The sequence below is a fragment of the Streptomyces sp. NBC_01750 genome, assembly GCF_035918095.1.
Lineage (GTDB): Bacteria > Actinomycetota > Actinomycetes > Streptomycetales > Streptomycetaceae > Streptomyces.
Genome location: NZ_CP109137.1, coordinates 2,971,137 through 2,985,616, shown reverse-complemented (window position 1 = coordinate 2,985,616; position 14,480 = coordinate 2,971,137). Strand labels below are relative to the sequence as shown.

The 14,480-nt window shown below is 69.7% G+C and carries 15 protein-coding genes; 12 read left to right on the top strand and 3 right to left on the bottom strand.

Annotation, left to right across the window (positions count from 1 at the left end; genetic code table 11):
• Window positions 1-3 precede the first annotated feature (3 nt).
• From ybeY to OG966_RS13480, 3 genes are read left to right on the top strand one after another with little or no spacing between them, the layout of a single operon-like run.
• Complete coding sequence (ybeY, locus tag OG966_RS13490) at window positions 4-501, top strand: rRNA maturation RNase YbeY (protein WP_326649835.1); 498 nt, start codon at window positions 4-6, stop codon at window positions 499-501.
• Complete coding sequence (locus OG966_RS13485; protein ID WP_326649834.1) at window positions 498-1,796, top strand: hemolysin family protein; 1,299 nt, start codon at window positions 498-500, stop codon at window positions 1,794-1,796. Before ybeY ends, OG966_RS13485 begins: the two co-directional genes overlap by 4 nt.
• Window positions 1,793-2,146, top strand: coding sequence for an MmcQ/YjbR family DNA-binding protein (locus OG966_RS13480; RefSeq protein WP_326649832.1), 354 nt, complete (start codon window positions 1,793-1,795; stop codon window positions 2,144-2,146). The genes OG966_RS13485 and OG966_RS13480 overlap by 4 nt, the downstream gene beginning before the upstream one ends.
• Before the next feature lie 92 nt (window positions 2,147-2,238).
• On the opposite strand, the gene OG966_RS13475 is transcribed toward OG966_RS13480, so the two are convergent.
• Window positions 2,239-3,639: an MFS transporter gene (locus OG966_RS13475; protein WP_326649831.1), complete on the bottom strand. Its 1,401-nt coding sequence runs from the start codon at window positions 3,637-3,639 to the stop codon at window positions 2,239-2,241.
• Window positions 3,640-3,765: 126 nt separating this feature from the next.
• Here OG966_RS13475 and OG966_RS13470 point away from each other — a divergent pair, with 126 nt between their 5' ends.
• The 7 genes from OG966_RS13470 to era all read left to right on the top strand — a co-directional run bounded on the left by OG966_RS13470 (window position 3,766) and on the right by era (window position 9,945).
• Entirely contained in the window at window positions 3,766-4,626 is an 861-nt protein-coding gene (locus tag OG966_RS13470) for a helix-turn-helix transcriptional regulator (protein ID WP_326655187.1), read from the top strand.
• A 92-nt stretch (window positions 4,627-4,718) separates the two neighbouring features.
• Complete coding sequence (locus OG966_RS13465; protein ID WP_326649830.1) at window positions 4,719-5,453, top strand: hypothetical protein; 735 nt, start codon at window positions 4,719-4,721, stop codon at window positions 5,451-5,453.
• A gap of 61 nt (window positions 5,454-5,514) precedes the next feature.
• Window positions 5,515-5,868: a cytidine deaminase gene (locus OG966_RS13460; protein ID WP_326649829.1), complete on the top strand. Its 354-nt coding sequence runs from the start codon at window positions 5,515-5,517 to the stop codon at window positions 5,866-5,868.
• Window positions 5,869-5,903: 35 nt separating this feature from the next.
• Window positions 5,904-6,272 (top strand): hypothetical protein, encoded by a 369-nt coding sequence (locus OG966_RS13455; RefSeq protein WP_326649828.1) that lies wholly within the window; start codon window positions 5,904-5,906, stop codon window positions 6,270-6,272.
• 269 nt (window positions 6,273-6,541) lie between these two features.
• Entirely contained in the window at window positions 6,542-7,897 is a 1,356-nt protein-coding gene (locus tag OG966_RS13450) for a beta-xylosidase (RefSeq protein ID WP_326649827.1), read from the top strand.
• 99 nt (window positions 7,898-7,996) lie between these two features.
• Window positions 7,997-8,983 (top strand): WxL protein peptidoglycan domain-containing protein, encoded by a 987-nt coding sequence (locus OG966_RS13445; protein ID WP_326649826.1) that lies wholly within the window; start codon window positions 7,997-7,999, stop codon window positions 8,981-8,983.
• A gap of 20 nt (window positions 8,984-9,003) precedes the next feature.
• On the top strand, window positions 9,004-9,945 hold the full coding sequence (gene era, locus OG966_RS13440; protein WP_326649825.1) for a GTPase Era: 942 nt from the start codon (window positions 9,004-9,006) through the stop codon (window positions 9,943-9,945).
• Between the two features lie 37 nt (window positions 9,946-9,982).
• On the opposite strand, the gene OG966_RS13435 is transcribed toward era, so the two are convergent.
• Both OG966_RS13435 and OG966_RS13430 read right to left on the bottom strand, forming a co-directional pair.
• The gene (locus OG966_RS13435; RefSeq protein ID WP_326649824.1) at window positions 9,983-10,249 is read right to left on the bottom strand and encodes a protealysin inhibitor emfourin; all 267 of its coding nucleotides are present in this window, start codon (window positions 10,247-10,249) and stop codon (window positions 9,983-9,985) included.
• 25 nt (window positions 10,250-10,274) lie between these two features.
• Window positions 10,275-11,342 (bottom strand): M4 family metallopeptidase, encoded by a 1,068-nt coding sequence (locus tag OG966_RS13430; RefSeq protein ID WP_326649823.1) that lies wholly within the window; start codon window positions 11,340-11,342, stop codon window positions 10,275-10,277.
• Window positions 11,343-11,635: 293 nt separating this feature from the next.
• Here OG966_RS13430 and leuA point away from each other — a divergent pair, with 293 nt between their 5' ends.
• Complete coding sequence (gene leuA / locus OG966_RS13425; protein ID WP_326649822.1) at window positions 11,636-13,396, top strand: 2-isopropylmalate synthase; 1,761 nt, start codon at window positions 11,636-11,638, stop codon at window positions 13,394-13,396.
• A 211-nt stretch (window positions 13,397-13,607) separates the two neighbouring features.
• On the top strand, window positions 13,608-14,300 hold the full coding sequence (locus OG966_RS13420; protein ID WP_326649821.1) for a TerB family tellurite resistance protein: 693 nt from the start codon (window positions 13,608-13,610) through the stop codon (window positions 14,298-14,300).
• Window positions 14,301-14,480 lie beyond the last annotated feature (180 nt).

Below are 14,480 nucleotides of genomic sequence, written 5' to 3'. Positions count from 1 at the left end.
ACCATGTCGATCGACGTCAACAACGAGTCCGGAACCGAGGTCGACGAGCTGGCGATCCTCGATGTCGCCCGCTACGCGCTCGCGCGGATGCGAATCCACCCGCTCTCCGAGCTCTCGGTGATCGTCGTGGACGCCGAAGCCATGGAGCAGTTGCACATCCAGTGGATGGATCTGCCCGGTCCGACCGATGTCATGTCCTTCCCGATGGACGAGTTGCGTCCGCCGGTCAAGGACGACGAGGAGCCCCCGCAGGGGCTCCTCGGTGACATCGTGCTCTGCCCCGAAGTCGCCAAGAAGCAGGGCGAAGAGGCCCCGACACAGCACTCCATGGACGAGGAGCTCCAGCTCCTTGCCGTCCATGGAGTGCTGCATCTGCTGGGCTACGACCATGAGGAGCCGGACGAGAAGACCGAGATGTTCGGTCTGCAGGCCGCGATCATCGACGGCTGGCGGGCGGAGAAGGGCCACACCGGTCCGTCCCCGGCGCCGACCGTCTCATGACCGGTCAACTGATCTTCGGTGCGATTCTGCTGGTCGTCGTCGCCTGGCTGGCGGCGTGCGCGGAGGCGGGCCTGGCGCGTGTCTCCAGTTTCCGTGCCGCCGAGGCCATGCGGTCCGGGCGGCGCGGCGCGGAGAAACTGGCGCAGGTCGCCGCCGACCCGACCCGGTACCTCAATGTCGCCCTGCTGGTGCGGGTGTCCTGCGAGATGGCGGCCGGGGTGCTCGTCACCTATGCCTGCCTCGAGGAGTTCAAGGAGACCTGGACGGCGCTGGTCGTCGCCATCGTCGTGATGGTGCTCGTCTCGTATGTCGCGGTGGGCGTCTCACCGCGCACCATCGGCCGCCAGCACCCGCTGAACACCGCCACGGCTGCCGCGTACGTCCTGCTCCCGCTGGCCCGCATCATGGGCCCGATCCCGCAGCTGCTGATCCTGCTCGGCAACGCGTTCACGCCCGGGAAGGGTTTCCGCAAGGGCCCGTTCGCGAGCGAGGCGGAGCTTCGGGCGATGGTCGACCTCGCCGAGCAGGAGTCGCTGATCGAGGACGACGAGCGCCGCATGGTGCACTCCGTCTTCGAGCTCGGCGACACCCTCGTACGCGAGGTGATGGTCCCCAGGACCGACTTGATCTGCATCGAGCGGTACAAGACGATCCGGCAGGCGCTGACCCTGGCGCTGCGCTCCGGCTTCTCGCGCATCCCCGTCACCGGGGAGAACGAGGACGACATAGTCGGCATCGTGTATCTGAAGGACCTGGTCCGCAAGACACACATCAACCGCGACTCGGAGTCCGATCTGGTCTCCACGACGATGCGGCCGGCCGTGTTCGTCCCCGACACCAAGAACGCCGGAGATCTGCTGCGCGAGATGCAGCAGAAGCGCAATCACGTGGCCGTCGTCATCGACGAGTACGGCGGCACGGCCGGGATCGTCACGATCGAGGACATCCTCGAGGAGATCGTCGGCGAGATCACCGACGAGTACGACCGTGAGCTGCCGCAGGTCGAGGAGTTGGGCCAGGGCCGCTTCCGGGTCACCGCCCGCCTCGACATCGACGATCTCGGCGAGCTGTACGGACTCGACGAGTTCGACGACGAGGATGTGGAGACCGTCGGCGGACTGCTGGCGAAGGCCCTGGGACGGGTGCCGATCGCGGGCGCGTCCGCGGTGGTCGACCTGCCGGACGGGCGGGCGCTGCGGCTGACCGCGGAGTCCCCGGCCGGCCGCCGGAACAAAATCGTCACGGTGCTGGCGGAGCCGGTGCCGGGGAAGCCCGAGGGGGACGCAGCGACATGAAGGCGCAGGAACTGAGGGCGTTCTGCCTCGAATTCAACGCGGCGGTCGAGGAGTTCCCGTTCGGGCCGGAGACCTCGGTCTTCAAGGTTCTGGGCAAACTCTTCGCGCTCAGCTCGCTGGCTGCCGAGCCGCTGAAGGTGAACCTCAAGTGCGAGCCGGAGATCGCGGTCCAACTGCGCGCCGACCACGAGGCGATCGCCCCCGGCTATCACATGAACAAGCGCCACTGGAACACGGTGACGGTCGACGAGCTCCCGGACCGGATGGTCCGGGAGCTGATCGAGGACTCGTACGACCTGGTGGTCGCGGGCCTGCCGCGGGCGGACCGCCTCCGCCTGGACCGCGCCTGACCCGGGCCGCCTTCCCTTAACCGGGACCCCAAGGGGACCCCACCGGGGCTCCGCCCGGACCCCGCGCCTCAAACGCCGGCGAGGCTGACCGGTCAGCCCCGAGCCCTGCGCAGGCCCACCCCCACCAGGGCCGCCGCCGCCACGACAACCGCCGCGTCCACCGCCAGCACCGTACGGACCCCGTCGAACAGCGAGCCCTGCGTCGTCGCCAGCACACCCAGCAGCGGGATGCCGATGGTGATGCCCACCTGCTGCGTCGTGGTGACCAGGCCGGTCGCCAGGCCCTGCTCGTCGTCCGGAACCCCGGAGGTCACCGTCAGCCCGTAGGAGATGATCGCCCCGAGATGGCAGACGCTGGCCAGCGAGACGGCGACGGTCGCCAGCAGGGCGCCCGAGCCGGTGCCGATGCCGAGCAGCGCGGCGACGAACACGCCCTGGCCGAGCAGCGATACGACCAGCGTGCGGCGGGCGCCGATGCGGCCGATGAGCCTGGGCGCGTACGCACCGGCGAAGGCCGACAGCGCGCCCTGGACGCCGAAAACCAGACCGGTCCGGAAGGCGGAGAGTTCCAGCACTTCCTGGAGGTAGAGGGTGAGGACGAAGACGACCGTGCTCATCATCGAGAAGGTCACCAGACCGCCCAGATTCCCCCAGGCCACCGTCCGCCGCCTCAGCATCGGCAGTGAGACCAGCGGGGCGGCGGACCGGGACTCGACCAGTACGAACCCGACCAGCAGCGCGACACCGGCGAGCAGGGTCACCAGGACGTCCGCGCCGCCGAAGCCCCGCTCGGCCGCCGTGGACAGGGCGTAGATCACGGCGAGCAGCCCGCCGGTGACGGTGACCGCACCGGGCACGTCAAGACGCGGCCGCTCCGGGTGCCGGGACTCGGCCAGCAGACCGGGTGCCAGTACGAGGACGAGCAGCGCGGCGACGGCCAGCAGGCCCATCGTGGAGCGCCAGCCCAGGGTGTCCGTCAGTACGCCGCCCAGCACCATGCCGATGGTGAAGCCCAGTGACAGCAGCGTGCCGCTGATGCCCAGCGCCCGGTCGCGCTGCGGGCCTTCCGGGAAGGTGGTGGTGAGCAGCGACATTCCGGTCGGCACGATGGCGGCCGCGCCCAGACCCTGCAGGGCCCGGCCGGCCAGGAAGGATGCCGGGTCCCAGGCGAACGTCGCGAGCAGCGAGGCGGCGCCGAAGACGGCGAGACCGGTGAGAAACAGCTTGCGCCGCCCGTACAGGTCGGCGGTCCGGCCGAAGAGCAGCAGGAAGCCGCCGGAGGGCAGCGCGAAGGCGGTGACCGCCCACTGCAGCGCGGACCGGCTCATGCCCAGGTCCTCGCCGAGGACGGGCAGCGCCACATTGAGTACGGAGAAGTCGAGCGCGACCATGAACTGGGCGGCGCACAGGACGAGCAGGATCAGCTTGGCCCGGCCGGAGAGCTTGGGCGGCGCGGTCGCCGCGGGAGCGGGGGCGGAGGTGTCGATTGCCATGGGCAACACCCTCCGGCTCCAGGAATATCCGTGGGGAGCCGGTACTTATCCTGTTGGTCGCACCACCAGGCAGCCAGGCGTACGGACCAGGGGGAGTACGTGGCCACGACGGCCGAGCAGGATGTGATGAAGGCGCACCGCCTCGGCGAGCTGCGCGAGTTCCTGATGAGCAGGCGTGCCAGGGTCAGCCCGGCCGAGGCGGGCCTGCCGGACGGCGGGGCCCGCCGTCGTACGCCCGGACTCCGCCGTGAGGAGGTCGCGGTCCTCGCGGGCGTCGGTGTCTCCTGGTACCAGTGGCTGGAGCAGGGGCGGGACATCACCGTCTCACCGCAGGTCCTCGACTCGGTGGGCCGGGTGCTGCGGCTGAGCAGTGTCGAGCGCCGCCATCTGTACGTACTTGCGGGGCTCAACCCGCCCGCGCCGGAGGTGGATCCGGGCGACGCCGATATGTGCGCCGGGCTGCGGCGGCTGATCGACGCCTGGATGCCCTTCCCCGCGCACATCATGGACGCGTACTGGAACACGATCCTCTACAACGACGCGGCGGGGATGGTCCTCGGCATGCGCACCGGGCTCGTGCAGAACTGTCTGATCGCCTTCTTCACCGACCCCATCTACCGCTCGCGGGCCAGGAGCTGGGAGCGGAACGCGCCGTACGTCGTCGCGCAGTTCCGGGCCGCCTGCTCCGAGCGCCCCGACGACGAGGGCTTCCGGGCGGTGGTCGAGGAAGCGAAGGCGGCCAGCGAGGAGTTCACCGCGCTGTGGGAGCGGCGCGACATCGCGCCCGGCGGACAGGTCCGCAAGGAGCTGGAACACCCACTGGTCGGGGCGCTGTTCGTGGAGTCGACCCAGCTGAGGGTGCCGGCCAGGCCGGATCTGGCGATCGTGATGCATACGCCGCTGCCGGAAGCGGATACGGCGGCGAAGCTGGAGTGGCTGGCGAGCCCGGAGGGCAGACGCGGCTCGATGTATCCGGTGGCGGGCTGACCTCGGCGTATGTGTATCCTCTGCCCGTTACCGGGGAGGGGGGAAGCTCCCCATGAGCTTTTTTGGGACAGAACCAGGGGAGTACCACTTTCATGAGTACCCGTTTGCGCCGCGGCGTTGTCGCTGCTCTCACCGTCTCCGCGCTGTGCTTCACCGCGGCGGCCTGCGGCGGATCGTCCGACGACAAGAAGCCGGCCGCCGGCCAGGAGCAGTCCAAGGACAAGGCGAAGGGCGGGGACAAGGAGTCGCCGGCGCTCACGCCGCTGACCGCCGCGCAGATGAAGGCCGCGACCGTCGAGGTCAAGGACCTTCCCTCCGGCTGGAAGGCCGGCAAGGTCCCCGTCGACAACACCCCGGCCCCGAAGGCCGACAAGCCCGAGTGCCAGCCGCTCGCCGACCTGATGGGCGCCAAGGTCAAGGGCGCCACCAAGGGTGGAGACGTCGACTTCAAGCAGGCAGACGGCAAGACCGAGCTGAGCCAGCAGGTCCTCACGTTCGCCGGCGCGGGCGCCGCCGACTTCACCAAGGCCGTCGGCACGGCGCTGGACAGCTGCTCCACCGTCTCCTTCGAGATGGAGGGCGAGAAGACCGCCGTCAAGATCGAGAAGCTCGACGTTCCGAAGGTCGGCGAGGCATCGCACGCCTTCCAGATGTCCATCGAGTTCGCGCCCGGCATCGTGATCAAGGCCGATCTGCTGGTCGCGCACCAGGGCACCGGTGCCACCCGCGTCGCGTACATGAACGAGGGCGGCGCCACGGCGCAGAAGGACTTCGCGGATCTGGTCAAGCGGATCGGTGACAAGTTCGTCAAGGGCGTCCAGGGCTGAGCCCCGGCCACTCCGACCGGCCGCCCGGCTCCGTGCCGGGCGGCCGATCTATGCTCGAGCCATGACGCAGAGCACCGACCTCGATCCCGAGGACCGCAAGATCATCACGCTGGCGCGCAGCGCCCGGGCCCGCAACGGCGTGTCCGAGGGTGCTGCCGTACGGGACGAGACGGGGCGTACGTATGTCGCGGGGACCGTGGAGCTTGAGTCGCTGAAGCTCAGCGCGCTGCAGACCGCCGTCGCCATGGCCGTCGCCAGCGGCGCGAAGTCCCTCGAGGCCGCTGCCGTGGTCTCCGAGGCGGACGCCGCTGCCGAGGCGGACCGCGCCGCGGTACGTGACCTGGGCGGCCCCAAGACCCCGGTGCTGCTCGCCGGGCCCGACGGAACGCTCAAGTCCGCGGTGGCGGCGGGCTGATGCGCGGCGCTCCGAAACGAGCGCGACGTCAGCGGGTGTTCGCCTGGATCGCACTGGCGGGTGCCGGCACCGTCGGGGCCGGCAACCTCGTCGAGGGCGCCCTCACAGGAGCTGTGGAGGCGATGGATGTCTGGCCCTTCGCGGTGGTCGCCTTCGCCGCCGGCGAGCTGCTGAAGGGCTACGGACGCGAGCGCGCGGCGCGCACCGCTCAGGCGGTCGCGAGCGTGCTGCTGGCGTCGCTCTCGCTGTGGCTGGGCGGAGCCGCGGTACGGAGCCTGGCGCTCGGCCGTGGCGCCGATTGGCTCGATCTTGCGGTCGGTGTGCTCGGCACGCTGTACGTGGCTGTCCAGGCGGCGCTCATGGCCGACCGGTTCCGCAAGCGCCGGAGCGTCGCGGGCGTCTGACGTCACGGCCCGGGGAACGGGCCGCTGCTCCCCGCCGAGCCGGCGCCTCGTTCGCGGGCGGCGGGTGCGCTACGGCCCCATCACATGACAGCACCACTGTGACAGGAATCGGCGTCATCGATCCGGTGGTGCCGATTCCCCTTCCGGCCTGCGGAGACGCGGATCTTGACAGTATCTGATGGGTCATCAGATACCGCATTTCGATTCCATTGACTTCTTTCGGCAGTCCCACGTCAATGGCCCCCAGCATTCCTCAGAAGGGGGCAATCATGGCTACAGCCGCCCGAAGATCCGCCAACCGAAGATCCACCGACCGCAGGCGACGGTGGACCGCCGCACTGGGGTCCCTCGCCCTGGTCGCGGGCGCGGCATCGCTCGCCGCACCCGCGAACGCGATGGCCGCCGCTTCCGCACCGGTGGACTTCGCGACCCACTGCGTACCGCCGCCCATCGCCGGCATCCCGCCCATCGACGGCACCACGACCGCCGAGATCACCGTCGACAACGCCGCCCCCAAGGTGGGCGACACCGTCAAGGTCACGTACACGGTCACGAAGCCGGCCGCCAGCAACCCGGTCGACCTCGCGCTTCCGGCCGACATCATGACGCCCAGCGGCAAGGTCACCCTCGGCGGCGCCCAGGCCGGCAGCGTCACGGTCACCGGCCCCAAGAAGAACCCGCCCGTCCCGGGCAAGGGAGCGTTCCCGCCGTTCTCGATGACCGGCACCTTCACGGTCGCCGCGCCCGGCTCGATCACCCTCTCGCCCGGCGACTACAACATCCACACCAGCTACATCATGGAGCTGGACACCCCCTGTACGGTCATCAATCCGCCGGCGCCCGTCTCCCAGACGGTCGTCGCGACGGACGTACCGGGAGCCAACGAGCGCACCATCCAGCTCGCCACGGCCTCCGGCAAGCCCGGTGACCCGGTCACCGTCACCGGCGCGAAGTTCAGTCCGCTCGCCGACATCACCGTCGTCGGACGGGCCGGAGCGGCCGAGACAGCCGACAGGGCGGCCCTCAAGGCCGACGCCACGGGCGGCTTCACCGCGCAGCTCAAGGTCAACAACAAGGCGACCACCGGCATTGTCGCGTACGAAGGCAGTGCCTGGTCGGCGGAGAAGGGCGCCGGCCCGGCGGCGTACACCGTCATCGACGACACGCCTCTGCCCGGCAACAGCCAGAAGCTCAACGCCTCCGTCGCGGCAGGCACGTTGTCCATGTCCCAGGCGGGTGACACCGTCCAGATGTCGGCGGTCGACTTCGGCAAGGGCGGGGCAGCCACCGGCGATCTGAAGACGGTGACGGTCAAGGACTTCCGCGGCGGCCCCGCGGGCTGGTCCCTGACCGGCAAGGTCACCGACTTCACCGGGCCCGGCGGGAAGATCGACGCCGCCAGACTCGGCTGGACGCCGGCCTGCACCACCAAGCAGGGCAGTCCCAGCACCTGTGCGGCCGGCTCCGCCGGACCGGTCGGCAGCGCGGGCGCGACCCTCGCCTCCACGCCCAACGGGGCACTCACCGGAGGCGAGTTCACCGTGGACGCGAAGGTCTCACTGGACGTACCGGCGTACACCGCGCCCGGCGCGTACTCCGGCGTGCTGACCCTCACGCTCACCTAGGCGAACCGAGCCGAAGAAACACGAACGGCGGGCCGGGCGCGCACCCGGTCGGCCCGTCCGAACCTCCCCGGCACCGCTACGTCCCTGGGGGCTCCCCACATGCGCAAGCTGTACGTCATCCTGCTGCCGGTCCTGGTCGCGCTGCTGCACGGCGCGTACGGCAGCCCGGCTGCCCACGCCGCCGACAACGGCAACTGGTCCGTCTATCCCGCCTCTCCCCCTCGCTCCGCCGGGGGGACCCCCGCCGAACCGGGCCGGCGCCCGTGCTTCTACCTCTCGGCCGACCCCGGCGCGACCCTCACCGATCAGGTCACGGTCACCAACAAGACCGCCGCCCCCCTGACGTTCCGGCTGTACGCCGCCGACGCGTACAACACCGAACGGGACGGCGGCTTCGCCGTACGCACCCTGAAGGAGAAGCAGCGCGGCGTCGGCGCCTGGGCGAAGCCCGAGCGCGACCGCGTCACCGTCCCGGGGAACAGCTCGGTCACCGTGCCCTACACCATGAACGTCCCCGAGGACGCCGAACCCGGTGACCATCCCGGCGCCCTGGTCGCCCTCGACGAGCACATCAACCCCTCGACGGGCCCGCTCGCCGTCGGCATCCAGCAGGCGGTCGGCGCGCGCATCTATCTGCGGGTGAACGGCCCCACCGTCCCCGCACTCTCGGTCGAGAACGTCACGCTCACCCACGAGCAGCCTCTGGTACCCGGCACCGGCGAGAGCAGTGCGCTCATCTCGTACACCCTCTACAACCGCGGCAATGTCACGCTCAACCCCAAGGTCGCCCTCAAGGCAGAAGGCCTCTTCGGCCGCGATCTGCTCAACCGCGATCTGAAGACGATCCCCGCCGAGCTGCTGCCGCGTCAGAAGATCCGCCTCACCGAACGCTGGGCGGGAGCACCCCAGCTCGAATGGGGCGAGGTCAGACTCACAGCCAGCGCACGGGACGTCCGCGAGTCGGCCGGAACCTCCTTCTTCGCGCTGCCGTGGCTGGTCGCGGTGGTGCTGGCGGCCGGCCTGCTGGGGGCCGGAGTGTGGGCCAGAGTGCGGCGGGTGAGGGCGCGCGTACCCGAGGGCTCGTGACATCAGGGACAATGGGCGCCATGAGCGCTCGTACCCAAGAGAACAACGTCCCGCACCGGGCCGGCTTCGCCTGCTTCGTCGGCCGCCCCAACGCGGGCAAGTCCACCCTCACGAACGCTCTGGTAGGCCAGAAGGTGGCGATCACCTCCAACCGGCCGCAGACGACCAGGCACACCGTACGCGGCATCGTGCACCGCCCCGAGGCCCAGCTGATCCTGGTGGACACCCCGGGCCTGCACAAGCCGCGCACGCTGCTCGGCGAGCGTCTCAACGACGTCGTACGCACCACCTGGGCCGAGGTCGACGTGATCGGCTTCTGCCTGCCCGCCGACCAGAAGCTCGGCCCCGGCGACCGCTTCATCGCCAAGGAGCTCGCGGGCATCAAGAAGACCCCGAAGGTCGCGATCGTCACCAAGACCGACCTGGTCGACTCCAGGACCCTCGCCGAGCAACTGATCGCGATCGACCGGATCGGCAAGGAGCTGGGCATGGAGTGGGCGGAGATCGTCCCGGTCTCGGCACTCGGCGGCAAGCAGGTCCAGTTGGTGGCCGACCTGCTGATCCCGCTGCTCCCGGAGGGCCCGACGCTCTACCCGGAGGGCGACCTCACGGACGAGCCCGAGCAGGTCATGGTCGCGGAACTGATCCGTGAGGCCGCGCTGGAGGGCGTACGGGACGAGCTGCCGCACTCGATCGCGGTGGTGGTCGAGGAGATGCTGCCGCGCGAGGACCGCCCGGCGGACAAGCCGCTGCTGGACATCCACGCGAACCTCTACATCGAGCGCCCGAGCCAGAAGGGCATCATCATCGGCCCGAAGGGCAAGCGCCTGAAGGAGGTCGGCACGAAGTCGCGCAAGCACATCGAGGCGCTACTGGGCACGCCGGTCTTCCTGGATCTCCATGTGAAGGTCGCGAAGGACTGGCAGCGGGACCCGAAGCAGCTGCGCAAGCTCGGTTTCTGACCGGGCCGCATCCGCGTCCGCGTCCGCCTTTGCCCGGTCAGGAACCTTCCTTGAGGACACGCGAGATCAGCTGCCGCTGCGCGTCGGACAGCCGGGGATCCGCGCAGTGGACACTGCGCCCGTCCACCGTGATCCGGTAGCTGAACCCGTCCGGCACTCCGGCCGGTGGCGTGCCCCGGCCGTCGGCCATCGCCTGCTCGGCCAGGGCACGCCAGGTACCCGCATCGGTCCGCCCCGAGGTGTCCACCTCCGCGGACCGCTCGATGCCGGCGAACCCTCCCGTGCGCCTTACCTGGATACGCATGGGTCCTGTCTAGTACGAGAACGGCTCAGTTGGTACTCACCCCGACCTGGGACCACGCCTTCAGCAGCGCCTCCTGCTCCTCGCCGTCGCCGAAGCGCGAGCGGGCCGCGGCCACCGAGAGGCCGGCGAATTCGGTGAACTGCGCGGTCTTGGAGAGCTCGCCGCCGGTCAGGACGTCGTACCAGATCTGGCCCGCCCGCTCCCACGCATTGCCGCCCAGCGCGGTGGCGACCAGGTAGAAGGCGTGGTTCGGGATCCCCGAGTTGATGTGCACGCCGCCGTTGTCGCGACCGGTTCTGACGTAGTCCTCCATCGTCGCCGGCTGCGGGTCCTTGCCGAGAACGTCGTCGTCGTACGCCGTGCCCGGCTCCTTCATCGAGCGCAGCGCGACGCCCGTCACATTGGGGCCCAGCAGGCCCGCGCCGATCAGCCAGTCGGCCTGGTCGGCGGTCTGGCCGAGGGAGTACTGCTTGATCAGCGAGCCGAAGACGTCCGACATGGACTCGTTCAGCGCACCGGACTGGCTGAAGTACTCGAGGTTCGCCGTGTACTGCGTGACACCGTGGGTGAGCTCGTGTCCGATCACGTCCACGGGCAGCGTGAAGTCCAGGAACAGATCGTTGTCGCCGTCCCCGAACACCATCCGCTCGCCGTCCCAGAAGGCGTTGTCGTAGTTCTCGCCGTAGTGGACGGTCGCGTTCAGCGGCAGGCCGGAGCCGTCGATGGAGTGACGGCCGTACGCCTTCAGATACAGCTCGAAGGTCGCGCCGAGGCCCGCGTGGGCGCGGTTGACCGTGGCGTCCTTGGCGGGCTTGTCGTTCTCGGAATGCACCTTCCTGCCCGGCACGGTCTCCTCGTGCCCGGCGTCGTAGATCGTGCGATGCGGCTTGTCCGACACGGCGCGGGCCGCGCCCGGAGTGAGGCCGCGGACCGTGGTGATCCGGCGGCGGGTGCGCTGGAGGGCGTCGTGCTCCAGGGTGCGGGCGGCGGGCTCGGCGATCGCGGGGTCCTCGGCGCGGGCCAATTTGTCGAGGACATGCGGCGGCACGATGGTGCAGAAGACCGGGTTGCCCCGGCGGGCGTTGGCGTCCATGCGGGGGACTGTGGCATTGAGTCACGGCGCTGTCACTAGTTGCCACCATGATTAGTGAAATGGAGTGATCGGTCACCGTTTAGCCGTAACCCGAATTGTGTCCCGCATACTGATACGCCACCGCCATCCCCGCGGTGCTCGGCTAGGCTGCTTCCCATCATGCGTTTCGGGCTGCTTCTCCTTAGCTGCCGCGGCGAGGGCCTGTAGTCGTAGGCCGACCCCCTCCCCGCGGGATCTGGTGCTGCTTCGACTCGTCGGCCGTCCTACCGCTGGACCCCGAGGAGCCCTGCGCAATGTCTGACACTTCTGTCGGTCGCCCGACGCCCATCACCACGGCGACCCACACCCAGAGGCCGTCCGGGATGCCGATTCACAAGTACGGCAAGTACGAGGCCGTGGACATCCCCGACCGGACCTGGCCGAACAACCGGATCACCGCCGCGCCCCGCTGGCTGTCCACCGACCTGCGCGACGGCAACCAGGCCCTGATCGACCCGATGTCGCCCGCCCGCAAGCGCGAGATGTTCGACCTGCTGGTACGCATGGGCTACAAGGAGATCGAGGTCGGCTTCCCGTCGTCCGGCGAGACCGACTTCAACTTCGTACGCTCCATCATCGAAGAGGGCGCGATCCCCGAGGACGTGACGATCTCCGTCCTGACCCAGGCGCGCGAGGACCTGATCGAGCGCACCGTCGAGTCCGTCGTCGGAGCCCACCGCGCGACCGTGCACCTGTACAACGCAACGGCGCCCACCTTCCGCCGGGTCGTCTTCCGCGGTTCGAAGGACGACGTCAAGCAGATCGCCGTGGACGGTACGCGGCTGGTGATGGAGTATGCCGAGAAGATCCTGGGCCCGGAGACGACCTTCGGCTACCAGTACAGCCCGGAGATCTTCACCGACACCGAGCTGGACTTCGCGCTGGAGGTCTGTGAGGCCGTCTGTGACGTCTGGCAGCCCGAGGCCGGCCGCGAGATCATCCTCAACCTGCCTGCCACCGTGGAGCGCTCGACCCCGTCCACGCACGCCGACCGCTTCGAGTGGATGTCGCGCAACCTGTCGCGCCGCGAGCACGTGTGTCTGTCCGTACACCCGCACAACGACCGCGGCACCGCCGTCGCCGCCGCCGAGCTGGCGATCATGGCCGGTGCGGACCGTATCGAGGGCTGCCTGTTCGGCCAGGGCGAGCGCACCGGCAATGTCGACCTGGTGACGCTGGGCATGAACCTGTTCAGCCAGGGCGTCGACCCGCAGATCGACTTCTCGCAGATCGACGAGATCCGTCGGACGAGCGAGTACTGCAACCAGATGGAGATCCACCCGCGCCACCCCTACGCGGGCGATCTGGTCTACACCGCCTTCTCCGGCTCCCACCAGGACGCCATCAAGAAGGGCTTCGATGCCATGGAGGCCGACGCGGCCGCCCAGGGCAAGACCGTCGACGACATCGAGTGGGCCGTCCCGTATCTGCCGATCGACCCGAAGGACGTCGGCCGCTCCTACGAAGCGGTCATCCGGGTCAACTCGCAGTCCGGCAAGGGCGGTATCGCGTACGTCCTGAAGAACGACCACAAGCTGGACCTGCCGCGCCGGATGCAGATCGAGTTCTCGAAGATCATCCAGGCGAAGACGGACAGTGAGGGCGGCGAGGTCACGCCGAAGGCGATCTGGGCGGTCTTCCAGGACGAGTACCTGCCCAACCCGGACAACGCGTGGGGCCGAATCCAGCTGCGTTCCGGCCAGACCACCACCGACAAGGACGGCATCGACACGCTGACCGTCGAGGCGGTCGTGGACGGCGCCGAGACGGTGCTGACCGGCTCCGGCAACGGCCCGATCTCGGCGTTCTTCGAGGCGCTGAACGCGGTGGGCGTCGACGCGCGGCTGCTGGACTACCAGGAGCACACGATGAGCGAGGGCGCGTCCGCGCAGGCCGCCTCGTACATCGAGTGCGCGATCGACGGCAAGGTGCTCTGGGGCATCGGTATCGACGCCAACACCACGCGTGCTTCGCTGAAGGCGGTCGTCTCGGCCGTCAACCGCGCGGCCCGCTAGTACGCTTCACCGGGTCAACTTCACCGCGCCTCCGGCAGCTCCCTCGGGAGCGGCCGGAGGCGCGGTCTTGCCCGCCTTCGGGGCCGGCCGCAGGGCGAGGATTTCAGCCATGTCCTGGCCTACTGCCGTCCGAGGTGCTGACGTGACATCACGCATGTGGCTAACATCACGTCAACGCGGCAATGTTGCCGGAGCGTTACGGAGGTGCGACGTGCAGCCAGCTCGAGGACCAATCGGCCGAAAAGTGCTGGTCTGCGGCGTTCATACCTCTTGGAACACTATCGGCGACGGAGAGTTCTTCTGCTCCGACTGCGGAGGCGACCGCAACTACCGCCGTCGCACCGGCCGTCGGCGCTTCACCTTCCTCGGCGTGCCGCTGCTGCCGCGCGGCGCGGCCGGTCCGGTCGTCGAATGCGCCGCCTGCCACAGCCACTTCGGCATGGACGCCCTCGACCACCCCACCACCAGCCGTTTCTCCGCGATGCTCCGGGATGCCGTGCACACCGTCGCGCTCGCCGTCCTCGCCTCCGGCGGCACCTCCTCCCGCCCGGTCCGCGAGACCGCGGTCGCCACGGTCCGCGCGGCCGGCCTCGACGACTGCACCGAAGACCAGCTGACGGCGCTGATCGAGGCGCTCGCCGCGGACACCGGCCGCTTCGTCACCGACACCGGGCCGTACGGAGCCGCGCTCGCCATCGAGCTCCATGAGGCGCTGGAGCCGCTCGCGCCTCATCTGGCCCCGGCAGGCCGGGAGTCGATCCTGCTGCAGGGCGCGAGAATCGCCCTGGCGGACGGCACGTACACCCCGGCGGAGCGTGAGGTACTGACGACGGTCGGCGCGGCGCTGCAGCTGTGCGCGGACGACACGACGCGGCTGCTGGCGGCGGCGCGTACGCCTTTCTAGTACGCCCGGCGCCCACCCCCGGCCGGTGCGCCCGGCTCGTACTCCCGGCCCCCTGCCCGGTCCGCACTCCCCGCCCGTACTCCCTCGGGAGTAGAACCGGGCCGGGGCCACCCAGCGCAGTAGCCCTCATCTCGCCCGCCCGCGCGAGGAATCGCGCACTTTCCGGCGGGAGCCTGGTCA